Annotated in this window: 16 protein-coding genes and 1 pseudogene; 10 read left to right on the top strand and 7 right to left on the bottom strand. The window is 69.9% G+C overall.

The genetic code is table 11. The features are described 5' to 3' along the window. Both ABTW65_RS14930 and ABTW65_RS14925 read left to right on the top strand, forming a co-directional pair. Entirely contained in the window at positions 1-951 is a 951-nt protein-coding gene (locus tag ABTW65_RS14930; protein ID WP_350661319.1) for an ABC transporter ATP-binding protein, read from the top strand. Continuing rightward, entirely contained in the window at positions 948-1,727 is a 780-nt protein-coding gene (locus ABTW65_RS14925; protein ID WP_160024274.1) for an ABC transporter ATP-binding protein, read from the top strand. Before ABTW65_RS14930 ends, ABTW65_RS14925 begins: the two co-directional genes overlap by 4 nt. A 63-nt stretch (positions 1,728-1,790) precedes the next feature. Here the strand turns inward: ABTW65_RS14925 and ABTW65_RS14920 are convergent, their stop codons facing one another. Further along, positions 1,791-2,381 (bottom strand): GNAT family N-acetyltransferase, encoded by a 591-nt coding sequence (locus tag ABTW65_RS14920; RefSeq protein ID WP_350661316.1) that lies wholly within the window; start codon positions 2,379-2,381, stop codon positions 1,791-1,793. A 309-nt stretch (positions 2,382-2,690) separates the two neighbouring features. Here ABTW65_RS14920 and ABTW65_RS14915 point away from each other — a divergent pair, with 309 nt between their 5' ends. Further along, complete coding sequence (locus ABTW65_RS14915) at positions 2,691-3,935, top strand: ABC transporter substrate-binding protein (protein ID WP_350661314.1); 1,245 nt, start codon at positions 2,691-2,693, stop codon at positions 3,933-3,935. A 62-nt stretch (positions 3,936-3,997) separates the two neighbouring features. Here the strand turns inward: ABTW65_RS14915 and ABTW65_RS14910 are convergent, their stop codons facing one another. Further along, entirely contained in the window at positions 3,998-4,468 is a 471-nt protein-coding gene (locus tag ABTW65_RS14910; RefSeq protein WP_350661312.1) for a hotdog fold thioesterase, read from the bottom strand. Between the two features lie 102 nt (positions 4,469-4,570). On the opposite strand from ABTW65_RS14910, the gene polA reads away from it, so the two are divergent. Continuing rightward, positions 4,571-7,258, top strand: a complete 2,688-nt coding sequence (gene polA / locus ABTW65_RS14905; protein WP_350661311.1) for a DNA polymerase I — start codon at positions 4,571-4,573, stop codon at positions 7,256-7,258. Positions 7,259-7,430: 172 nt separating this feature from the next. On the opposite strand, the gene ABTW65_RS14900 is transcribed toward polA, so the two are convergent. Then, positions 7,431-8,672: a lipopolysaccharide biosynthesis protein gene (locus ABTW65_RS14900; protein WP_350661927.1), complete on the bottom strand. Its 1,242-nt coding sequence runs from the start codon at positions 8,670-8,672 to the stop codon at positions 7,431-7,433. Positions 8,673-8,827: 155 nt separating this feature from the next. Between ABTW65_RS14900 and ABTW65_RS14895 the strand changes: the two genes are divergently transcribed. Beyond that, entirely contained in the window at positions 8,828-10,531 is a 1,704-nt protein-coding gene (locus tag ABTW65_RS14895) for an MmpA family trehalose lipid delivery protein (RefSeq protein ID WP_350661309.1), read from the top strand. A gap of 20 nt (positions 10,532-10,551) precedes the next feature. Further along, positions 10,552-10,707: a hypothetical protein gene (locus ABTW65_RS14890; RefSeq protein ID WP_350661307.1), complete on the top strand. Its 156-nt coding sequence runs from the start codon at positions 10,552-10,554 to the stop codon at positions 10,705-10,707. A gap of 80 nt (positions 10,708-10,787) precedes the next feature. Here the strand turns inward: ABTW65_RS14890 and ABTW65_RS14885 are convergent, their stop codons facing one another. Further along, on the bottom strand, positions 10,788-11,906 hold the full coding sequence (locus ABTW65_RS14885) for a glycosyltransferase family 4 protein (RefSeq protein ID WP_350661304.1): 1,119 nt from the start codon (positions 11,904-11,906) through the stop codon (positions 10,788-10,790). 171 nt (positions 11,907-12,077) lie between these two features. On the opposite strand from ABTW65_RS14885, the gene ABTW65_RS14880 reads away from it, so the two are divergent. Both ABTW65_RS14880 and ABTW65_RS29420 read left to right on the top strand, forming a co-directional pair. Then, on the top strand, positions 12,078-12,875 hold the full coding sequence (locus tag ABTW65_RS14880) for a class I SAM-dependent methyltransferase (RefSeq protein ID WP_350661302.1): 798 nt from the start codon (positions 12,078-12,080) through the stop codon (positions 12,873-12,875). After that, positions 12,842-16,078: pseudogene (locus ABTW65_RS29420) on the top strand (alpha-(1->3)-arabinofuranosyltransferase domain-containing protein); the annotation flags it as partial. The gene ABTW65_RS14880 and the pseudogene ABTW65_RS29420, both read left to right, overlap by 34 nt. Before the next feature lie 860 nt (positions 16,079-16,938). On the opposite strand, the gene ABTW65_RS14870 reads toward ABTW65_RS29420, so the two are convergent. Both ABTW65_RS14870 and ABTW65_RS14865 read right to left on the bottom strand, forming a co-directional pair. Further along, complete coding sequence (locus ABTW65_RS14870) at positions 16,939-18,183, bottom strand: acyltransferase family protein (protein WP_350661300.1); 1,245 nt, start codon at positions 18,181-18,183, stop codon at positions 16,939-16,941. Continuing rightward, positions 18,183-20,105: a hypothetical protein gene (locus tag ABTW65_RS14865; RefSeq protein WP_350661298.1), complete on the bottom strand. Its 1,923-nt coding sequence runs from the start codon at positions 20,103-20,105 to the stop codon at positions 18,183-18,185. The genes ABTW65_RS14870 and ABTW65_RS14865 overlap by 1 nt, the downstream gene beginning before the upstream one ends. 110 nt (positions 20,106-20,215) lie before the next feature. Between ABTW65_RS14865 and pgfA the strand changes: the two genes are divergently transcribed. Then, positions 20,216-21,178 (top strand): cell envelope lipid trafficking protein PgfA, encoded by a 963-nt coding sequence (gene pgfA, locus ABTW65_RS14860; RefSeq protein ID WP_350661296.1) that lies wholly within the window; start codon positions 20,216-20,218, stop codon positions 21,176-21,178. A gap of 83 nt (positions 21,179-21,261) precedes the next feature. On the opposite strand, the gene ABTW65_RS14855 is transcribed toward pgfA, so the two are convergent. Beyond that, entirely contained in the window at positions 21,262-22,149 is an 888-nt protein-coding gene (locus ABTW65_RS14855; protein WP_350661294.1) for a class I SAM-dependent methyltransferase, read from the bottom strand. A 252-nt stretch (positions 22,150-22,401) separates the two neighbouring features. On the opposite strand from ABTW65_RS14855, the gene rpsA reads away from it, so the two are divergent. After that, the gene (gene rpsA / locus ABTW65_RS14850; RefSeq protein ID WP_350661292.1) at positions 22,402-23,883 is read left to right on the top strand and encodes a 30S ribosomal protein S1; all 1,482 of its coding nucleotides are present in this window, start codon (positions 22,402-22,404) and stop codon (positions 23,881-23,883) included. Positions 23,884-23,901 lie beyond the last annotated feature (18 nt).

Genomic DNA, 23,901 nt, shown 5'->3' with positions numbered 1-23,901 from the left:
ATGACTGACCAGACGAGCACCGAGACGAACGACGTGGCGAGCAAGACGGGGCCCGCGGGCCTGGTCGGGGCGAGCACGGAGCCGGGCAGCAAGAAGTCCGACCCGATCATCGTCGCCGACAACATCACGCGTACGTTCGGAGGACTCACCGCCGTCGACGTCGACCACGTCGAGATCCAGCGCGGTGCGATCACCGCGCTGATCGGCCCCAACGGAGCCGGGAAGACGACGTTCTTCAACCTGCTGACCGGCTTCGACCAGCCCAACACCGGCTCGTGGAGCCTGGAGGGCAAGTCGCTCAAGGGCGTCGCCCCTTACAAGGTCGCCCGCCTCGGGATGGTGCGCACCTTCCAGCTCACCAAGGTGCTGGCCAAGCTGTCCGTGATCGAGAACATGCGCCTGGGCGCCACGGGACAGAAGGGTGAGCGGATCTGGGCCGCGCCGTTCAAGTTCCTGTGGGGCAAGCAGGAGGACGCGGTCACCAAGAAGGCCGACGACCTGCTGGGCAGGTTCCTGCTGGACAAGAAGCGCGAGGACTTCGCCGGGTCGCTCTCCGGCGGCCAGCGCAAGCTCCTCGAGATGGCACGCGCGCTCATGGTCGACCCTGAGGTCGTCATGCTCGACGAGCCTATGGCGGGTGTGAACCCGGCCCTGAAGCAGTCGCTGCTGGGCCATGTGAAGTCGCTGCGCGACGAGGGCCGTACGGTCCTCTTCGTCGAGCACGACATGGACATGGTCCGCGACATCTCCGACTGGGTCATCGTGATGGCCCAGGGCAAGATCGTCGCCGAGGGCACGCCTGACTCGGTCATGGCCGACCAGCGTGTCATCGACGCCTATCTCGGGGCCCACCACGACACCGACCTGACCGAGCTCGACGAAGAGGTCCTCGAGGCCGAGGTCGAGGCAGAGCTCGAGGGCGACATCGCCCAAGAGGAGGACTCGAAGTGACTTCCACCGAAGCGGAGGAGTTCCGCGAGAAGCACCTGAGCGAGGCCGAGGGTGCGGTGCTCCGCGCCGACGGGCTCATCGCGGGTTACCTTCCCGGTGTCAACATCCTCAACGACACCGACCTCTACTGCCAGCCCGGCGAGCTGGTCGGCATCATCGGCCCCAACGGCGCCGGCAAGTCGACCCTGCTCAAGGCGCTGTTCGGCCTGGTGAAGATCCATGAGGGCACGGTCAAGCTGAACGGTGAGGACATCACCGGCAAGCGTGCTGACGAGCTGGTCTCGCGGGGGATCGGGTTCGTCCCGCAGAACAACAACGTCTTCCCGAGCCTGACCATCGAGGAGAACCTCGAGATGGGTTGCTACCAGGCTCCGAAGAAGTTCGCGGAGCGGTTCGAGTTCGTCACCGGGATCTTCCCGGCCCTCGGTGAGCGCCGCAAGCAGCGCGCCGGTGGCCTCTCCGGCGGTGAGCGTCAGATGGTCGCGATGGGCCGGGCGCTGATGATGGAGCCGTCGGTCCTGCTGCTCGACGAGCCCTCCGCGGGGCTCTCGCCGGTCATGCAGGACGAGGTCTTCGTGCAGACCCGCAAGATCAACCAGGCGGGTGTCTCGGTCGTGATGGTCGAGCAGAACGCCCGCCGCTGCCTGCAGATCTGCGACCGCGGCTACGTGCTCGACCAGGGCCGCAACGCCTACACGGGTGCTGGACGCGAGCTCGCCGACGACCCGAAGGTGATCGAGCTCTACCTCGGCACCCTGGGTGCCAAGGAGGACTGAGGGCGTACGTCCCGAACGGCCGGGCCCCGGAGCAGCATGCTCCGGGGCCCGTGCCGTTGGGGCTCAGGCGACGGTGTGTGAGCGCCGCTGGGAGCGCCGGGCGGCGAGCAGCTCGCCGACGGCGCTGGACTGCTTCGGGCTGCGCTGCAGGCGGGCGTGGTGGGGCAGGGCCCGGCCCAGGACGTTGAGCCGGGAGCGTACGACCGCGGTCGGGGCCACGCGCATGACGGCCTGGGCGCCGAGGCCGATCCGGGCGAGGAACCGGTTGCCGTCACGGCCACCGGCTGCCGCCGCGGCCGCGATCGTCCTGACCCCGCGCTCCTCGGCGAAGGCGACGGCAGACTCCATCAGCATCCGGCCCACGCCACGGCGGCGGAAGCTGGGCACGACGTGCGGCGCGAAGATCTGCACCGTCGGCTCCAGGTTGAGCGGACCGAAGGTGGTCGCGCGTACGTAGACCGCTCCCACGGGCTCGCTGCCGCACTCGGCGACCAGGAGACGCTGGTCGGGGGAGGCGTCGGCGGCACGGATGATGGTCTCCAGGTCGCCCAGCTGCTCCTGGGCGTCCGCCATCCGCAGGGAGTCCTGCCAGATGCCGAGAAGGAAGAGCGCGTCATCGGCTCGTGCCTCTCGCATCGTCACCGGCACCCTCATCGAGTCCGTCCTCCGAGAGTGCCGTGCGTACAGATGATCACAATTCCTCCACGATCGTGGCTGTTCCTGGGCGGAATCGGGTTTCCCGAGTGATTATGGGTCACCACGGCGCCGATAATACGGAGCCGATCATGGCGGCAACCCAGGCAATGATGCCATGGGGGAGATGTAACGGATTGGTGAAAAGACAGGTCCCTCGGGTGATTCACCCTCCGAGCGTCTCTAATGTGTCTCCGCAAGGTCCGGCGTGAGCCGGGCCAGCCCATACGAAAGAGGGACTAAGCAGTGAACTCATCATCCTCTACCTGGATGAAGCTGACCGCAGGCGCCGGCGCCTTGGCGCTCAGCTTCACCCTCGCCGCCTGCGGCGGCGAGACCGCTTCCGAGGAGCCGGAGAAGAAGGCCGCCGCCAAGGGCGACGGCACTCTCACCATCGGGCAGCTTCTCCCGCAGACCGGCAGCCTCGCGTTCCTCGGCCCGCCCGAGTTCGCCGGTTCCGACCTGGCGATCCAGGACATCAACGCCGCTGGCGGTGTGCTCGGCAAGGACGTCGTGTCCGTCGTAGCAGACTCCGGTGACACCACCTCCGCGATCGCCCCCACCGAGGCGGACAAGCTCATCGACGCCAAGTCCGACGTCATCGTCGGCACCGCGTCCTCGGGCGTGTCGATGACCGTGATCGACAAGATCATGTCGTCGGGCACCGTGATGTTCTCCCCGGCGAACACCTCGACCGAGTTCGACGAGGGCGACTTCGCCAAGCCGGACCTCTACTTCCGCACGGCTCCGTCCGACATCCTGCAGGGCGCCGTCATGGCCAACCTGCTGCTCGAGGACAAGCGCACCAACGTGGCGATCCTGGCCCGCCAGGACGCCTACGGCGAGACGCTTGCCGAGGAGATCAAGGCCAACCTCGAGGGTGCCGGCTCCAAGGTCGCCACCACGGCGTTCTACTCCGAGGACGCCACCTCGTTCGACGCCCAGATCAACGAGGTCGCCGGTTCGGGTGCCGACGCGGTCGTCGTGGTCGCCTTCGAGGAGACCAAGAAGCTCATCCCGCAGCTCATCGCCGCGGGTGCCGGACCGGCCAAGCTGCCGACGTACTTCGTCGACGGCAACCTGTCGGACTACTCCAAGGACTTCACCAAGGGTGAGCTCAAGGGTGTCAAGGGCACCCTCCCGGGCGCCGAGACCACTGGTGACTTCAAGGAGCAGCTGCTGAAGGTCGACCCGAAGCTGGCCGACTACTCCTACGCCGCCGAGTCCTACGACGCCACCATCGTCTCCGCGCTGGCGGCGATCAAGGCCGACAGCGACGCCGGTGAGGCCATCGCCGAGGAGATCGTCGACATCACCACCGGTGGTGAGAAGTGCGAGACGTACGCCGACTGCGTCAAGCTCATCGAGGACGGCAAGGACGTCGACTACGACGGCAAGTCCGGTCCGATCGAGCTCGGCGAGACCGGTAGCCCGACGGCCGCGTCCATCGGTATCTACCAGTACAACGACAAGGCGACCTACGCCCCCGTCAAGTACATCGCTGGCGAAGTCTGATCCAGATCCAACCAGTGAAGGGCCCCGGAGCGACACGCTCCGGGGCCCTTCTACGTGGGTTTCTACATCGAGATCCGGTCGGCGTCGATGAGCGAGCAGGTGATCCGCGAGGTGCAGACGCGCTTGCCGCGCTCGTCGGTGATCACGACCTCATAGGCCGCCGAGCTGCGGCCGAGGTGGATGGCCGTCGCGGTGCCGGTGACGATGCCGGAGGTCGCCGACCGGTGGTGGGTGGCGTTGATGTCGACGCCGACGGCGATCTTGCCCAGGGACGCGGCGTGCATGCCGGAGCCGGTGGACCCGAGCGTCTCGGCGAGCGCGACCGAGGCGCCGCCGTGCAGCAGTCCGTACGGCTGGGTGTTGCCCTCGACCGGCATGGTGCCGACGACCTTCTCGGCGGAGATCTCCAGGATCTTGACGCCCATCTTGTCGTTGAGGCCGCCCATGCCGTGGGGGAGCGAGGCGAAGAAGGTCTCGCCGACGGTCTTGTCGGTCGGCGAGACGGACTGGTCGGTGGTCGATGCATCGGTCATGGATGCATCGTCGCATGTGCTGTGAGGGGCCGGGGCACGAGGGACGCGCGGGTCTCGACCCGCGGTCGCGCCGTTGTCGGTGGTCGTGGATAGAGTCGGACCGTGGCTGACGTGACGCGTGACCGACTGCTCCTTCTCGATGGGCACTCGCTGGCCTACCGGGCCTTCTTCGCCCTGCCGGTGGAGAACTTCTCGACCGTCACGGGGCAGAACACCAATGCCGTCTACGGCTTCACCTCGATGCTGGTCAACGTGCTGCGCGACGAGACCCCGACCCACGTCGCGGTCGCCTTCGACCTGTCGCGTCAGACGTTCCGGCTGGAGGAATACTCCGAATACAAGGCCAAGCGCAACAAGACCCCCGACGAGTTCAAGTCCCAGCTGCCGCTGATCCAGCGACTGCTCGATGCGCTGCACATCCGCCACCTGTCTCTCGCGGGCTACGAGGCCGACGACATCATCGCGACCCTGGTGACACAGGGGCTGGAGGCCGGGATGGAGGTGCTGATCCTGACCGGCGACCGTGACTCGCTGCAGCTGGTCACCGAGTCCTCCACCGTGCTCTACCCGATGCGCGGTGTCTCCGACCTGGCGCGGATGACGCCGGAGGCCGTCGAGGCGAAGTACGGGGTCCCGCCGCACCGCTACCCCGAGATCGCCGCGCTGGTGGGGGAGGACTCCGACAACCTGCCCGGCATCCCGGGCGTCGGCCCGAAGACCGCCGCGAAGTGGATCAACACCTACGACGGCCTCGACAACGTCATCACCCACGCCGACCAGATCAAGGGCAAGGCCGGCGACAACCTGCGCGCCCACCTCGGCGACGTGATGCGCAACCGGCGGCTCAACGCACTGGTTCGAGACCTGACCCTGGACGTCGGCCCGGCCGACTTCGGGCGGGTCGAGTGGGACCGGGCAGCCGCGCTGGAGCTCCTTGACGAGCTCGAGTTCCGCGGTGAGATCCGCACCCGGATCACCGACGTACTCGCTCCCGAGGACGACGTCCCGGTCGATGAGAGCGGGTTCGCGCTGGAGGGCGAGGCGCTGGCTCCTGGTGCCGTCGCGACGTTCCTCGAGGAGCTCGGGGCCACTCCGGTCGGGGTGCATGTGCGCGGGACCTGGGGTTCCGGCACCGGCCGCGTGGACGGGTTCGGGTTCGCGACGCTGGAGCGGGCTGCGTACGTGGGAGTGGAGGAGCTCACCCCCGAGGACGAGGCCGCGCTGGCCGGCTGGCTCGCGGACGCCTCGAAGCCCAAGATCATGCACGACGCCAAGGGGCCCGAGCTGGCGATCGACGCCCACGGCTGGTCCCTGGCGGGGCTGGTCACCGACACGGCGCTGTCGGCCTACATCGTGGCGCCCGACCAGCGCTCCTACGACCTCGCCGACCTGACGCTGCGCTACCTCAAGCGTGAGCTCAAGCAGGAGGACGACGGCGGCCAGGAATCGCTCTTCGGCGACGACGAGGTCGGTGGCGACGGCGTGGCGCGGACCTCGATGCTCTACGCCCGCGCCGTGATCGACCTGGCCGTCGAGCTCGACTCGGCGGTCGAGGCCGCCGGCGGTCACCGGCTCCTCTCCGAGGTGGAGCTGCCGCTGCTGCACCTGCTGGCGCGGATGGAGAAGACCGGCATCGCGGTCGACACCGAGCACCTCGACGCCCTGGAGCGACACTTCGCCGGCCAGATGAAGCAGGCGGCCGACGATGCCTACGGCGTGATCGGGAAGGAGATCAACCTCGGCTCGCCCAAGCAGCTGCAGGTGGTGCTCTTCGACGAGCTCGACATGCCGAAGACGAAGCGCACCAAGACCGGCTGGACCACCGACGCCGATGCGCTGCAGCAGCTCTACGTGAAGACCGAGCACCCGTTCCTCCTCGCCCTGCTGCGCCACCGCGACGTCACCCGGCTGCGGGTCACCATCGAGGGCCTGCTGAAGACCGTGCAGGACGACGGCCGGATCCACACCACCTTCAACCAGACCATCGCCGCCACCGGGCGGCTCTCCTCGACCGAGCCCAACCTGCAGAACATCCCGGTGCGCACCGAGGAGGGTCGCGGGATCCGCAAGGGCTTCATCGTCGGCGGCGGCTTCGAGTCGCTGATGACTGCCGACTACAGCCAGATCGAGATGCGGATCATGGCGCATCTGTCCGAGGACGCGCTGCTCATCGAGGCGTTCCGCTCCGGACGCGACTTCCACTCGATCACCGCCGCGCGGGTCTTCGGCGTCGACCCCGACGCGGTCTCCAGCGAACAGCGGGCCAAGATCAAGGCGATGAACTACGGCCTCGCCTACGGCCTGTCCGCCTTCGGCCTCTCCCAGCAGCTCGGGATCGAGCCGAGCGAGGCGCGCGGGCTGATGGAGGAATACTTCGAGACCTTCGGTGGCATCCGCGACTACCTGCGCAGCCTGGTCGAGGAGGCGCGGCGCACCGGTTACACCGAGACCATCATGGGCCGCCGCCGCTACCTGCCCGACCTGCTCTCGGACAACCGTCAGCGGCGCGAGACCGCGGAGCGGATGGCGCTCAACGCCCCCATCCAGGGCTCGGCCGCGGACCTGATCAAGGTCGCCATGCTGCGGGTCCAGGCCGCCATCGACGAGGCCGGCCTCTCCTCCCGGATGCTCCTCCAGGTCCACGACGAGCTCGTCTTCGAGGTCGCCTCGGGGGAGCGGGAGCCGTTGGAGGCACTCGTACGCGAGCAGATGGGCTCCGCCGCCGACCTCAACGTCCCCCTCGACGTCTCCGTCGGCACCGGCCTGTCCTGGCACGAAGCCGCCCACTGATCGCCGAGGCGTCACGTACGTCGGCCGAGACGTCAGTTAGGTAGATCGAGTCGGCAGTTGTGGGCGACGAAACTCCACTTTCGTCGCCCACGACTGCCATTTCGGTCGACGCAACTGGCATCTCGGCCGACGTAGCTGCCGTCTCGGCCGACGTAGGTGACGCCTCGGCGGGTCAGGGGCGATGAGGGGTCTGGTTGAGTCGCCAGAACGTGGTCGCGAGCAGGACGGCGGCTAGGACGGCGTCGACGCTGAGTACGGCCCAGACGAGGCCTTCGACGGTGGTCTGCATCGCGCCGAGGGCGAGGGCGGCGGCGACGGCGATCCAGAGGAGGTACGCCGAGAGCCGGCTGCGCCGGGCCAGGACCGAGTAGACGAGCAGCTGGAGCACGGAAAGCACCATGCCGAGGATCGCGAAGACCCAGAGCAGGCCCTCGATCTCGGCGTAGTCGGGGCCGCCGATGAAGATCATCGCGAGCCAGGAGAGCAGCCAGGATCCGGCGATCGCGCACGCGCCGAGCCCGCCGACGAGCGCCAGCGACTTGACGAGCGCGGAGCGGCGGCTGGCCTCGGCCGACATCGACGGGAAGGCGATGATCACCACGAACTGCGGCAGGAACAGCACCGCCTTGGTGAGGATCAGGCCACCTGCGTACAGGCCGGAGACGTGGTCGGAGAGCACGTTGCGCGCGATCAGGATGTCGACGTTGGAGAGCGCGAAGAAGCCCAAGAGCGCGAACGAACCTTGGAGCATCTCGACGACGACGGGCTTCACCGGTCCGGGCTCCGCGTCGCCTGCGGCGCGCCGCCGCAGCACCCACCAGCCGACGATCGCCGGTGCGAACTGGGCCAGCGCGACGCCGGCCATGGCGGCGCCCTCGGTGGGGCGGATCCACATCGCGGCGGTGGTGACGATGACCCGTGGGATGCCGAGCGCCAGGTAGACCATCGCCAGGTCGAGCCAACGGCGCTCGCCCTGCAGTACCCCGGCCTGGCCACCCATGACGGTCAGCGGTACGGCACACACCGCGACCAGCAGAGCGGGATAGATGGAGTCCAGTCGCAGTACCCGCCACACCAGCGGCGAGGCGACGAGCATGACGACACCGACGACGATGGCCGCCCGATAGGTCGCGCGCAGCACCGTCCGCTCGATGGCGCGCTCCTGGCCGGGCGTCTCGGTAACCCGTCGTGACGCGGTCGCCTGCATGCCGAGCTGGACCACGCCGACCACGAGGAGCAGCGACATCATCGATGCGACGCCGCCGTACTGTCCGGGGCCGAGGATCCGGGCGGCGATGATCTGGAAGCCGTACGTCGCGATGTTGGTGACCATGATGCAGACCGCGAGGAAGCCGCTGCTGCGGATGAGCGCGGACAGCCGGCGCCGGCGGGCGCTGATCGGGCTGGCGGTCATCGTGGGCACCTGGAAAGCCTATGGCGAGACAGGTCACATGCCGGCACCGGCATCCGCCCAGGATCGGAACTCGATCGCCACAACTGCCGACTCGGCCGACCGAAGTGACTTCTCGGCCGACGGAACTGACGTCTCGGCTGGGTAGGGTGGCCGGCGTGAGCGAGCGGGTGGTGCCTACGTTGTGGGCGGGCGTGCTCGCGGTGCTGATGCTGGGGCCGGCGCTGGGGGCGGGGTTCGTGCTCAGCTACGACATGGTGTGGGTGCCGGATCTCGCGCTGACTCGGGACGTGCTCGGGCTCGGGTCGGGGCTGCCGCGGGCGGTGCCCTCGGATGCCGTGATCGCGGTGCTGGACGAGGTCGTGCCGGGTCTCGTGCTCCAGAAGCTCGTGCTGGTGGGGGCAATGGTGCTCGCGGGTGCGGGGGCCGCGGAGCTGGTGCGGGACCGCTCTCTCACGGCGCGGCTGGCGGTGGTGAGCCTGACCGTGTGGAGCGCGTACGTCGCCGAGCGGCTGTGGATGGGCCACTGGCCGATGCTGCTGGCCTATGCCGCGGTGCCCTGGCTGGTGCTGGCCGGCCGCCGTCGGGCGGCGGGCCAGCCCGGCACGGTCGAGCGCAGCCCGGTGTGGCTGCTTCCCGTCCTGCTCATCGGGAGCCTGAGCGCCAGCGCGGGGATCGTGTCGGCCGCGGTGGTGCTCGCGACCGGTCTGCGCCGGGGCCGGCGCCCGATCCGGCTGCTCGCGATGGTCGCCGCGGTCAACGCGCCCTGGCTGGTCACCGGCCTCGCTCACGCGACGGAGGCGGCATCTGCCACCGGATTCGACGTCTTCGCGCTGCGCGGCGACGCCCTGCCCGCCCCGCTGGCGGCCCTCACGCTAGGCGGGATCTGGAACACCTCGGTCGTCCCCGCCAGCCGTGAGAGCTGGCTCGCCTGGGTGGCCCTGGCGCTCCTGGTGGCACTGGGCGGGACCGGAATCCGGCGGTGGTGGACCGCCGACAGCCAACGGACCGCGATCCTGGCACTGTGGATCGCCGGCCTGGTGATCGCCGTCGCCGGCTGGGCCGCGCCGGAAGCCCTCGACACCCTCGCCCAGCACATCCCCGGTCTCGCGCTGCTGCGGGACAGCAGCCGCCTGCTTCCGCTCTGCCTGCCGCTGCTCGTCTTGACCGTCGCGGCCGGGGTCGACGCGCTGCGCGAGCGGCTTCGCGGCACCGCTCCTCGATGGGCAGCAGCAGTCGTCCTGGCCCTCGCCCCGGTCGCCGTGCTCCCCGACGCCGCCTGGGGTCTCGCCGGCGGCATCGGCACGGCCGACTACCCGACGTCGTGGCAGCAGGCCGGCGCGGCGCTCGCCGAGGAGACGGCGCCGGGGGACGTACTCGTCCTGCCCTGGTCCGCCTACCGAGCCCCGGCGTGGAACGACCATCGTCCGGTCCTCGACCCGCTGCCGAGGATGCTGCCCAGGGCGAGCGTGGCCAACGGCGACCTCGTCATCGGCGGGACCGAGATCGAGGGCGAGGACCCGCGCGCGGCGGCGGCCGCCGAGGCCCTCGCCGCACCTGACCCCGAGACACGGGCGACCGAGCTGAGCCGCCTCGGGATTGCGTACGTCATCACCGACCGCACCGCGGGCGAGGCACCGCAGGTGGCCGGCGAGACGGTCCACGACGGCGGCGACCTGCTCCTGCAGCGATTGCCGGGGGAGGCGAGCGCGGTGACCGGATACGAGACCGGCCCGGTGGCGCTGGCAGTAGTGATCGTCGCGTGGGTGGCGTACGGCCTGGCCTGGCTCGGAGCCACAACATCAACAGTTCTGCTACTGATCAGTATTGTTCGCCGGCCGGCTGCTAAAGTTCGCGGCTAGGAGAGGGAGGTCACATATCCATGGGCAACATCATTGCCATCGTCGCCAGCATTCTTGTCGGCGGCGGAGTCGCCGCAGCGACCATCGTCGGCGTCGTCACGAGCAGCACGGACAACACCGTGAAGAATCCTCCGAGCGTCTCGGAGTCGACGATTCAGTACGGCACGAACGACTGAGCGCGACAAAGCTGAAAGGGGCCCGGCGGTTTTCCGCCGGGCCCCTTCTCGCTCTGTGCGGGTAAGACGAGTCAGAGCAGTCAGTCCGCGCCGATCACGTGCCCCTGAAGCGCGGAGGCGAGCACGGCGTTGAAGTTGAGCTGGCTCTGCTCCCAGGTGTGCTTGCGCGCGTGCCAGCGGGCACCCTCGGCCAGCTCCTTGCGGCGGATCTCGTCGCCGAGCAGGTGGTCGAGCGCGGCGACGAAGCCGGCCTGGTCGTCGACCAGCACACCGGACTCGCCGTCGTCGATGGACTCGGTCGTCCCGCCCGCGTCGCGGAAGGCGACGGTCGGGGTGCCGTGCTGGGCGGCCTCGGTGACGACCAGGCCCCAGCCCTCCTTCAGCGACGGCAGCGCCATCAGCCACGACCGCTCGTAGACGGCCTCCTTGGTCTCCTCGTCGACATGCCCCAGCATCTCGACGAAGTCCCCGGCGCCCACCCGGGAGACGTACGCAGCCAGCTCGTCGGCCCACCAGCCGCCGCCCACGATGCTCAGCCTCAGGTCCGGGTAGGACGCCCGCAGCGCCACCGCCGCGTCGACGGCGAGCTCGACCCGCTTGTGCGGCACCAGCCGCCCGACGACACAGATGGAGGGGTGCTCGGTCTTCGCCGGACGGTCGCTCAGCGCCGGCGCGGCGCCGTTGTGCACGACGGCGACCCGGGCGGGGTCGACGCCGAGCGTGGCCAGCTCGGCCCGGGTGGCGCGGGAGACCGCGACGTACTGCTTGTGACGGTAGAGACGCGGCGCGAGCCACGACTCGACCCACCAGCCGATCCGCCCGGACAGGCCGGGGTAGACCACCGGCCACTGCTCGCGGTGGACGTGGTGGACGAGCACCGTGACCGGTGCCTTGGTGCCGAGCGGGCAGAAGAACGGAAGCCCGTTCTGCACGTCGACGACCGCGTCGACGCGGCCGATCGGGCCCAGCCGGCCCAGTGCCAGCAGTACCACGCCCCACAGATAGATGCTGAGCTTGCCGCCGCGGCGTACGTAGCGGATGCCGTCGCGCTCCTCACGGGCGCGAGCGCCCGGATAGGCGGCGGTGAACACGGTGACCCGCGCTCCGGCGCCCACCAGACCGGCGGTGATCTGGTGGAGGTAGTGCTCGGCCCCACCGGCTTCAGGGTTGTCGGTATCGCGCCAGCTGAAGACCGCCACATGGCGACCCTCCAGCTGCGCTCCCTCTATGGCGCGCAAAACTCTTCTCCCCTGACTCGCAGTTCCCCGCTGCTGAGCGTTCCCTCCCCAGGGACGACGCAGTTACCGGAGAGTAGGACATTTCGTGACCAAATGCACACCCCTTGGGGTAAGTCGGTTAGTGTTCCCGCCGTGCCGAACCTCCTCGACCCCCGGAGCGGGGACCAGATCGACGCCCCGGTCGGCAACGACTGGCGGGCGACGCTGCGGCGCTCCGTACGCCTCTTCAACGACTTCCGCGTGGAGCAGACCGATCCCGCGCGCTTCTACACCGCGCTAGCGGCAGACTCGGTCGGCCAGCTCGCGCACTACACCGATGGGGAGACCCTCGAGGGCACCGTCCTGCTCGACGTCGGCGGTGGCCCGGGCTACTTCCGCGACGCGTTCATGAACGCGGGCGCGACCTACCTCGCGCTCGACGCCGACGCCGGCGAGATGCAGGGCGCCGGGATCGTCGCCGAGGGCAGCATGCTGGGCGACGGGATGCGGCTGCCGGTCCGCACCAGCTCGGTCGACGCCTGCTACTCCTCCAACGTGCTCGAGCACGTCCCGACCCCGACGGCCATGCTCGACGAGATGCTCCGGGTCACCAGGCCCGGCGGTGTCGTCTTCTGCTCCTACACGCTGTGGTGGGGCCCCTGGGGCGGCCACGAGACCAGCCCGTGGCACCTGCTCGGCGGCCGGTACGCGCGCCGCCGCTACCTGCGCAAGCACGGCCACGAGCCCAAGAACAAGTTCGGCGAGTCGATGTACGCAGCGACCGCCTCCGCCGGGCTGCGCTGGGCGCGCGCCCAGCGCAGAGCGGGCAACGCCGAGATCCTGGCCGCGGTTCCGCGCTACCACCCGGCGTGGGCGGCGTGGCTGATGCGGGTCCCGGTGGTGAGGGAGGTGCTCTCATGGAACCTCCTGCTCGTGCTGCGCAAGACGTGACCCCGGACCGACCCAGCCCCATCCCCGCTGCCTCGGGCTCCGCTTCGGCCACATCCAAACTGAGGATCACGGCGTACGTCGCGATCCTGACCGCGATCACCTTCACCCAGGCCCCGGGCCGGATCGTCGCGGACACCAAGTTCGACCTGAGCGCCGACCCGTGGGCCTTCCTGGCCCGGGCGCTGAACATGTGGGACGCCCAGGGCGCCTTCGGCCAGGTGCAGAACCAGGCGATCGGCTACCTGTGGCCGATGGGTCCCTTCTACGGGCTCGGCCAGCTGGCGCAGCTGCCGGAGTGGGTGATCCAGCGGCTGTGGTGGGCGCTGCTGCTCAACCTGGCCTTCCTCGGTGTTTTGGCCGTGGCCCGCGAGCTGCAGCTGGGGCGGCCGTGGGCGCAGGTCGCGGGTGCCGCGGCGTACGTCCTGACGCCACGCGTGATGACCATCCTCGGTGCCAACTCCGCCGAGCTGTGGCCGACCGCGGTGGCGCCGTGGGTGCTGCTCGCGGTCATCCGGGCCAGCGGCACCACCACGACGAAGGATCTGCTGCGCTGGTGCGCCGTGGCCGCACTCGCGGTCGCCTGCGCCGGCGGCGTCAACGCGACCGCGGTCTCGGCGGTGATCGTCCCGGGCATGGTCTTCCTGCTGACCCGCACCGGCGCCCGGCGGTTCGCCGCGCTGGGCCTGTGGGGCGTGCTGACCATCCTCGCCACCCTGTGGTGGACGATCCCGCTGGTCCTCCAGGCCCGCTACATCCCGCCGTTCCTCGACTACATCGAGACCGCCGCGGTGACCTCCTCGACCACCGGCCTGCTGCCGACGCTGCTCGGCACCTCCGACTGGGTCGCGTACGCCGACCCGCTCTACTACCCGGCCGGGCAGAGCCTGCACGCCACGCCCTACCTGGTCCTCGACGCGGCCGCCGTCGTCGCGATCGGGCTGGCCGGGCTGGCCGGTGTCGGCCGGGCGCGCCGCCACCCAGAGACACGGTTCCTGATCGGCTGCGTGCTGGCCGGCGCCGTCCTCGTCGGGATCGGCTACACCGGCGCGCTGGCCGGCTGGGGAGCCGAGGCGCGCCAGGACCTCGTCGACGGCGCGCTCGCAGCGGTGCGCAACAGTCACAAGTACGACGCCGTGCTCCGCCTCGGGCTCGCCGCCGGGGTCGTGCTCACCGTCGAGACCATCCTCTTCCGCGCCCAGCTGGCGCGAGCCTCGGGGACGGCCACGAAGGCCGCGCAGTGGCTCAGAACGGTGTTCGTCATCGCCGTGGTCGCCGCGCTGGCCGGCCTGGCGGTGCCGTGGGTGCGCGGCCAGGTGCCGCCGCCCGGGTCGATCGAGAACGTACCGACCTTCTGGACCGACGCCGCCGACTACCTCTCCGAGAACGACGACGGCGGCGTGACGCTCGTGGTCCCGGCCGCCCGGTTCGGCGACTACCTGTGGGGCAGCACCCACGACGAGGTCCTGCAGCCCTACGCCGACTCCCGCTGGGCCGTACGCGGCGTGGTGCCGCTGGCCGAGCCCGGCAACGTCGTCTGGCTCGATCGGGTCACCGAGGAGATCGAGCGAGGCACCCCCAGCGCGGATCTCGCGCCGATGCTGGCCAAGGCCGGCGTGACCCGGCTGCTGGTGCGCAACGACCTGCACTGGGGCACCACCGGCGCCCCGCCGCCATCTTTGGTGCACGCCACCCTCGCCCAGTCACCGGGGCTGACCCACGAGGAGAGCTTCGGCACCGAGTTCGGCAACACCACCTACCACCGCGAGAAGGGCACCCGCGTCCTCGTCGACGGGGGACTGGCCGGGGAGTACCCCCCGATCGAGATCTACGAGGTCGACGGCGCCACCTCCGACGGGACCCTGATCCCGGCGAAGACGACGGTGATGGGCGACCCCGGCGAGCCCGCCAGCGGCGCCCAGGCGGTGCTGACCGCCGACGACACCCGGGCCATCGCCGACGACTCCGAGGAGTCGACCGACGTCATCCTGACCGACGGCCAGCGGCGGCGTACGACCCTCTTCTCCGGCGTCCGCGCCAACTCCTCCGCCACCCGCACCGCCGAGGAGGGCGTCGACTCCGACCAGCCCGAGAGCTTCCACCGCTACCTGGAGGACCAGGAGCGGTGGCAGAGCACCGTGGTCTGGCGCGGTGTCGAGGCCGTGGAGGCCTCCAGCTCGGCGGCGACCCCGTCGGAGGTCCCGGTCGACCGCGGCCGGGCGCCCTCGGCGGCCCTGGACGGCGACCTCGACACCGCGTGGCGCACCGAGACCGGATGGGACCGCACCCCCGAGGGCGCCTGGCTCCGGGTGCGGTTCGAGGACGAGACCGACCTCGGCAAGGTCACCATCACGCTGCCCGGCAACGTGGTCGGCGTCGAACGGCTCGAGCTCGTCGCCGGCGCCCAGATGCGGAAGGTCTACGCCCCGCTGCCGGGGGAGGAGGCGACGTACGACCTGACCGGGTTCAGCGCGCGCAACCTCACCGTCACCGCCCGCGGAGCGACCGCCTACGGTCCCTGGGGGATCAGCGAGCTCGACATCGAGGGCGTCGACGCCCAGCGCCTGGTCGCGCTCCCAGAACCGCCGGAGGACGCCACGATCCGCAAGATCAGGCTCGGTCGCGACACCGACCGCAGCGGCTGCATCGACCAGGGCGGAGTGCTCTACTGCGAGCCGTTCCTGGCCGCCACCGGCGACGACGGCGACGACCTGGACCGGCTCGTCACCCTCACCCGCGGGCAGTCGTTCGACGTCACCGGGACCGTGTCGCTGCGCCGCGACCACGCCTACGCCGCGGCGGCCGCCGACCTCGCCGGGGTGGACGTCACCGCACCGAGCAGCGGAGACATCGCCCAGTCGGCGCTCGCGATGGCCGACGGCGACGACGGCACCTCCTGGCGCGCGCCCTCGACAGGCCCGGCCACGGTGACCCTCGGGCTGCCGGAACGGCAGCGGATCAGGTCCTTGCGGCTCGTGGTCAACAAGGCCGCCCCGGTCAGCATCCCCACCGAGGTCGAGATCACCGACCTGCGCCGCCCCAAGCGCACCGTCACCCGCGAGGTCGACTCGGACGGCGACATCGAGGTGCCCACCGGCTGGCGCACCGACCGGCTCCGGATCCGGATCACCGAGACCGACGCCGCCTACGACCAGCCCTCCAGCATGGCCGACGCGACCGAGCTGCCCGCTGGCATCTCCGAGGTGCAGGTCAACGACCGTCCGCTCGGCGACGGGCGGCTCCGGGCCGGCTGCGCCGACGGACCCCGCATCCGCGTGGGCGAGCGGGTGCTGCGTACGGCGGTCAACGGGTCGCTCTCCGACCTGCTGCGCGGCGGCGAGGTGCCGCTGAGGGTCTGCGGCACCGCCCCGGTCGGCCTGGCCGCAGGCGAGAACACCCTGCTCGCCGATCCTGTGGGACCGCTCCGTTTCGACAGCCTCGAGCTCAGCGCCGAGGTGATCGCGGACGCGGAGACCCCGGAGGCGGTCGAGGTGGAGCGCGACGAGCGCGACGCCGCGGTCTCCGCGACGGTCTCCGCCGAAACCTACGACCGGGTCCTCGTGCTCCCGCAGAACATCAACACCGGCGCCACCGCGACCCTGGACGGCAAGGCCCTGCGCGCCCAGCGGGTCGACGGCTGGCAGCAGGGCTGGATCGTGCCCGCCGGCGCCGGGGGAGAGGTACGTTTCGGCTTCGCGCCCGAGGAGACCTACCGTGCCGGGCTGTTCGCCGGTGCCGGCGGCATGCTGCTGGTCCTGGCGCTCGCGCTGGTGACCTCATGGCGCCGCCGCGGCACCCCGCACAGCCTGGAGCTGTTCCCCGTGGCCGCGCCGTGGCGGTGGTATGACGGCGGGCTGCTGGTCCTCGTGGCCGGTCTGCTCGCCGGCTGGTGGGGTGCGCTGGCCGCCGTGATCGCCTGGCTGCTGCCGCGCTTGACGGGCCGCCGGCCGGTCGTCGTACGCCTCATGGCCGCCGGGTCGGGGGCAGCGATGCTCGCCGGTGCCCTGGCCGTCGAGATCCTGCCGACCGCCTGGGACCTGCCCTGGGACCCGCCCGCCTGGACGGCTCAGGCGCTCTCGGTGGTCGCGCTCGTGCTGGTCGCCGCGGCCGCCTCGGTGGCACCGAGCTCGGATGCGGGCTCGGACGCAGACTCAGGCTCGACCTCGGGCGTGGGCTCAGGCTCGGCTCGACGCTTCGGCCGGCGCCCGGAGGGACGCCAGCCGCGCAGCCGCATCATCCGGCGCTCGAAGAAGATGTAGGAGAGCGCCGCGATCGGGATCGTGACGGCGATGGTCATCCCCAGCACCGTCCAGAAGCGGTCGTTGAAGGTGCCGAACCCGAGCAGCTCCATGCCCATCAGCAGCACGAACATGTGGATCGAGAAGATCCCGTAGGAGACCTCGCCCAGCGCGCTGGGCACCGGGCTGGCCAGCCAGCGGCGTACGGGCCCCTCGAGCTCGGGTCCGAAGACCAGCGGGAAGATGACGCACACCGCGACCGCGCCGTAGAGAACGCACTTGAGCGCCGACTCGGCCGGCGTCGGCGCATCCACGAGCCCGGTCGGACCGGTGATCGGCGTGCAGGCCGCGACGAAGAGCCCCAGCGCCAGCAGCCACCACCCGGCCAGGTCGCGCGCGGCAGCGTCGAGCCGGGCCCGCATGCCCGGGTCGACCGAGCAGGCCGCGAGCGCGGTGCCGGCCAGGAACCACGGCAGGTACGCCGGCAGCCACTCGGCCGCGAACGGCTGGTCGAACCAGGTCCGGGCGCCGGCCGCGAAGACCACGCCGCCGATCGAGAGCAGCAGGCAGACGACCAGCACGCGGCGTACGTCCAGACGGTCTCGCGGCGTCAGCAGCCGCACCACCAGCGGCAGGGCGAGGTAGAAGGCGACCTCGGTGCACAGGCTCCACATGTGCGCCAGCCCGTAGGCGTGCGAGTCCTGGGTGTAGATCTGGGTCAGGGTCAGGTTGGCGATCCAGCCGCCGACGCCGACGTCGGAGTTCGCGGGCGCGGCGAGCAGGCAGACGGCCACGACGACCCAGTAGAGCGGCAGGATCCGCAGAGCCCGCTTCCACAGGTAGCGTCCGGTGCTCGGTGGCGGGGCTCCGGCGGCGCTGGCCGCGAACCACGGCCTGGCCAGCAGGAACCCGGAGACGACGAAGAAGAGCGCCACGCCGAGGTCGAAGTGGGCCAGCATCGCCCCGGTCCACCCCTGCGGGTAGCGGCCCGTGTGGAACCCGACGTGGGTCAGCACCACCATCAACGCGCCGACGGCGCGCAATGCGTCGAGCGTGAGGAACCTGCGGTCCATCAGCCGTCCTCCACAGGCCCTGAGATCGGGTCGCCGAACGGCACCAGGCTGCCGACCTCGATACCACCCAGGCATGGCTTCGAGCCCGGAGTCAGGCTCTGGAAGCTGATGGTGTCGAAGCGTCCCTCGCCCGTACGCACATAGAGGCTGCGGAACCCGGGCGCGACCTCGACGTCGTAGGAGTGGTCGCCGGCGGTCACCCGCATCCGGCCCGCGTCCTTGTCGGCGGCCACGTAGGCGATCCGGATCCACCACCCGGCGCCGTCGACGCCGCCGTCCAGGCCCACCTCGAGAGGCGTCTGCCGCACGCGCATCGAGCACTTGTCCAGGCTCGGTGTCGGGTCGACGGCGCCTACCGAGCGTCGCTCGGGGTCGACCAGCGCCGGCCGGATGTGGCCGTCCTTGTCGACCAGATAGAGGTTGTCGGTGCTGGCCTCGGGGAACGCCATCTTGTCCGACAGCGGCCGGAGCACCCGGCTCACCTGGTTGTAGGGGTAGGACGCGCCCCAGACCATCCACTGGGGCACCGGCCCGTCCGCCATCGGCAGCGGCTCCTCGACGTCGGCCAGGTCGCCGCGGACGGTGTCGATGTAGCGCCGGGTGTTGTCGTCGTCGTGCCAGCTCTGGGCGTAGGAGTAGGACGAGAAGAGCCCCAGCGCCGCGACGATCGCGGTCGCCACCGCGACCCGTCGGGGGTTGTCGAGGAAGGGTGACGTACGCGTCGGGGTGAGCGTCTCCACCGCCCCGCGCAACGGCAGCGTGGCCAGCGCGAGCGCCATCGCTGTGACCGCGATCGTGTCGGTGAGGTAGCGGTAGGCGAGCGCGATGTCGGCGCCGACCCCGCCGGCCCGGATGGCGGTGATCAGGGCGATGTCGATGACGAGGATGCCGCCGACCAGCCACCAGGCCCGCAGCGCGATCGAGCGGGTGCGGGCGAGCTCGAAGGTCAGCAGTGCCAGCACGCCGACGGCGAGCACCGAGACCACCGCGCCGGGCTCGGCCCAGCCGGCCGAGTTGCCCTCGATCCACTTCCAGCGCAGCGGCCCGCCGACCACGCCGGGTGCCCACGACTCCAGCAGGAACCGCTGGGCGACCAGCGCGAACCCGTTGGCGTCGGAGCTGCCGGACGCCTTCGACGATCCCGCGCCCAGCGTCAGGTAGGCGATCACGGAGCCGACCGAGACGAACCCGTAGAGGAGCACGCCGGGCAGATAGCGGCCCGTGATCGTCCGCAGCCGGGTCAGGATGTCACCCGTCGCGAACCAGCCCAGCGCCAGCACGGCGTACGGCCAGAACAGCAGCATCGCCTTCTCGCCGAAGGCGATGGCGGCCAGGGTGATGAGCATCGCCAGCAGGGCCCAGCGGAACCGCCGCGTACGCAGGTAGTTGAGGTGAGCCCACGACCCCCAGAAGATCGCGGCGAGGAACGGCAGCTGGGTGATCCCGGGACCCCAGGACAGGAACGCCGGCAGGCTGATCGAGCTGAACAGGAACAGCGCCAGCGGCGGCAGGATCCCGCGCCGCTTCCCGAACGCGGAGCAGAGGAACACCAGCGCGCCCAGGTTCGCGATCGCCTGCAGCACGAGAAGCTCGACGGCCGGGTAGGCCCAGGTATAGGGGTCGAGACCGAAGTTGTAGGACGTCAGCGCGAACGCCGCCGGCATCAGGTGTCCTGCGAAGCCGTTGAAGAGCAGGTCGGCCGAGAGCCCGTCGGACATCAGTTTCGACATGAAGTTGGCGTCGTCGAAGCGGTACCAGGAGCCGCTCAACGCCCAGCCGCGAAAGGCGAGCTGGGCAACGATCAGGGCGAGCGCGGCCACGACGACATCTCGGGGAGTCGCCAGGAAGCCGCCGGCAGCGGGCGCGTCAGCTGGCCCGCCGGTGTGCCCGGCAGCTGTGGTGGTGGGATGGGGGGAGGACACGAAGAGGAAGTGTCGCACAGCAGTTTGTGACCCGTTGCACACCTGCCCAGGTATTGCTGCTACGGTTCGCGGATCGAGGGGGGAACTGAGGCCTTGGGAGGGGCAAAAACATGCGAAGAGTGATTGGTTACGTCTTCTTGCTGGTCGGCGCGTTTGCGCTGGTCGCTGCCGCGGTAGCGGGCTTCTGGGGCAGGGACGCCGCGGCGACCGTGCCGCTCAACGTCAACACCACGACCGTCCTGGACGGCACCGCCAGCGGTGCGCTGGCCAAGTCGGATACCCCAGTTCCGGTGAAGTACACCCGGACCACCGAGGCGGCGCCGAAGGAGTCGACCGACGACGTCGTCGTCTTCGTCGAGGCCGGCTGCATCATGATCCAGGAGGGCGACACGCCTGCGTGCGCCCGGGCCGAGGACGACGACCGCGTGGTGACCACCACCGAGCGTGCCTACGCCATGGACCGCAAGAGCTCCGAGGTCGTCGAGGACCAGGCCAAGTACGTCGGTGAGGACCGCGCCGTCGAGGGCATGACCGGCCTGGCCGGGAAGTTCCCGTTCGACACCGAGCGTCACGACTACGAGTACTGGGACGACACGCTCGGCACGACCGTCATCGCCACCTACGTCGACGACGTCGACATCAAGGGCGTCAAGACCTACCAGTTCGAGGTCTCCGCCTCCGAGGACGACGCGTCGCTCTCGGCCGGAGAGGACGAGGTCAAGGACACCGAGGACGACATCCGCGGCACCTACGAGGCGACCCAGACGATCTACGTCGAGCCGACCACCGGTTCCTACATCGACCAGGCGGCGACCCAGAAGATGGTCACCAGCACCGGCATGGTCCTGATCGACGCCGAGATGAGCTACTCCGACGAGACGGTCTCCAACAACGCGTCGGACGCCAAGGACAACATCGCCCAGCTGAACCTGATCGGCACCTGGATCCCCGTCGGCGGCCTCGTCGCCGGCCTGATCTTCCTGCTGATCGGCCTCTGGCTGGTCCTGCGCGGTCGCAAGCCCAACGGTGGCGCCCACGCCGCCGCGGACGACCGCACGCTGGTTGATGCCTGAGGCTCAGCCACACAACAGCGTCAACGAAACGCGGGCCCGGGAGCTGACAGCTCCCGGGCCCGCGTTCGGCTTCCTGAGCGGGTCTAGCTGCTCGCCAGGTCGGCGCCGAAGATCGCCGTCCCGGGGGTCAACAGCCCCCGGGTGCGCGACCAGCCGCCCCAGATCCGCTCGTGGTCCTCGGGCCACTCCGGTTCGACCAGGTCGGTGATCCGGAACCCGGCACCGGCCAGCAGCGAGACCCAGTCTCCGAGGGTGCGGTGGTGCTCGACGTACGACACCTTGCCGGTCTCATCGTCGACCTCGACGTAGGGGGTGCGGTCCCAGTAGGACTGCGCGGCGATCAGGCCCTCGGGGCCGGGGTCGTCGGGGAACATCCATCGTGTCGGGTGGGTGATCGAGAACGCGAAGCGGCCGCCGGGCCGCAGGACACGGGCGGTCTCGTCGAGCGCGTGGCCGATCTCGCTGACGAACTGCAGCGCCCCGAACGAGCAGAAGACCACGTCGAAGGAGCCGTCGGCGAAGGGCAGGTCGGTCGCGGTGGCCTGCACCGCGGGGACGACCACGCCGGTCTGCTCGTCGAGACGCCGGGAGTGCTGGAGTTGGCGGCCGGACAGGTCCAGCCCGATCGCGCGCCCGCCCTGGGTGTTCACCCATCGGGAGCACTGACAGGCGCCGGAGCCGAGCTCGAGCACGTCCTTGCCGCTGATGTCGCCGAGAATGCCGAGATCGGCCTCGGTCAGACCCTCCGGGCCCCAGACGAAACCGGCCTCACCGAGGAACGGTCCGTGCGTGGCCTGGTACTCGTCGGCGTAGCGGTCCCAGTCGGGGCCGTTCGCTCGGCGTGACTCGGCTTCACCGACCGTACGCCGCTCGGCTCTGACCACTGGGCCGGTTGTTCCGATGGTTTCGATCGCGCCGAAGGGATCGATGGGCGCCTCCGGTCGGACGACCGGGCTGATGGCTTGGTCCACCTCTACAGCGTAGGCCCAGCGCGGTGATGCCGACAGTTGGACGGGGCCTGTGACGGGAGCGTAGGCTAAGAAACTGCGTCTGAAGTCTGCCACGGTCCCAGACCTAGCGGACCTTGGCTTGCTACCTCGGCTGCCGGCTCACACCGGGCGACGAAGCCTGTTGTGCTGGTGCCGGCGAGGGGCCTGCTGACCTGAGATTTCAGATGTGTGTGACCCGACGATATCTGTCCACCCAAGGAAACCACCTCCCTTATGACGAGCACGCTCAACATTCCTCTTCCCGACTACGACGCGCCTCAGGTCGCGATCAACGACATCGGGTCGGAAGAGGACTTCCTCGCCGCGATCGACGAGACCATCAAGTACTTCAACGACGGCGACATCGTGGACGGTGTCATCGTCAAGGTCGACCGGGACGAGGTCCTGCTCGACATCGGTTACAAGACCGAAGGTGTCATCCCGTCGCGCGAGCTCTCGATCAAGCACGACGTCGACCCGTCCGAGGTTGTCGAGGTCGGCGACAAGGTCGAGGCCCTGGTGCTCCAGAAGGAGGACAAGGAAGGCCGCCTGATCCTGTCCAAGAAGCGCGCGCAGTACGAGCGCGCCTGGGGCACGATCGAGCAGGTCAAGGAGGAGGACGGCGTCGTCGAGGGCGCGGTCATCGAGGTCGTCAAGGGTGGTCTCATCCTGGACATCGGCCTGCGTGGCTTCCTCCCGGCCTCCCTCGTCGAGATGCGTCGCGTCCGCGACCTGCAGCCGTACGTGGGTCAGACCCTCGAGGCCAAGATCATCGAGCTCGACAAGAACCGCAACAACGTGGTCCTGTCGCGCCGTGCCTGGCTCGAGCAGACCCAGTCCGAGGTTCGCCACGGCTTCCTGACCCAGCTCCAGAAGGGTCAGATCCGCAAGGGTGTCGTCTCCTCGATCGTCAACTTCGGTGCGTTCGTGGACCTCGGCGGCGTCGACGGTCTCGTCCACGTCTCGGAGCTCTCCTGGAAGCACATCGACCACCCGTCCGAGGTCGTCACCGTCGGTGACGAGGTCACCGTCGAGGTTCTCGACGTGGACATGGACCGCGAGCGTGTCTCCCTGTCGCTGAAGGCGACGCAGGAGGACCCGTGGCAGCACTTCGCCCGCACCCACCAGATCGGCCAGATCGTCCCGGGTAAGGTCACCAAGCTGGTGCCGTTCGGTTCGTTCGTCCGTGTCGAGGAGGGCATCGAGGGCCTGGTGCACATCTCCGAGCTGGCCGAGCGCCACGTGGAGATCCCCGAGCAGGTCGTCCAGGTCAACGACGACGTCATGGTCAAGATCATCGACATCGACCTCGAGCGTCGTCGCATCTCGCTGTCGCTCAAGCAGGCCAACGAGACGGTCACCTCGACCGACGTCGAGGAGTTCGACCCGACGCTCTACGGCATGCCGGCCAGCTACGACGAGCAGGGCAACTACCTCTACCCCGAGGGCTTCGACCCGGAGACGGGCGAGTGGCTCGAGGGCTACGACGAGCAGCGTGAGAAGTGGGAGCAGCAGTACGCTCAGGCCCACGCTCGCTGGGAGGCCCACATCAAGCAGCAGCAGGAGGCCGCCGAGAAGGCTGCCGAGGCCGGCGAGGCCACCTCCTACTCCTCGGGTGGCTCGGTCGACGAGACCGTCTCCGAGGACGAGGGCGGCTCGCTCGCCTCCGACGAGGCGCTGCAGGCTCTCCGCGAGAAGCTGACCGGCGGTCAGTGAAACGCTGAGACGACTGGA

The organism is Nocardioides sp. NPDC127503 (genome assembly GCF_040302165.1).
GTDB lineage: Bacteria > Actinomycetota > Actinomycetes > Propionibacteriales > Nocardioidaceae > Nocardioides.
This window is presented reverse-complemented; position numbering and strand designations above follow the sequence as displayed.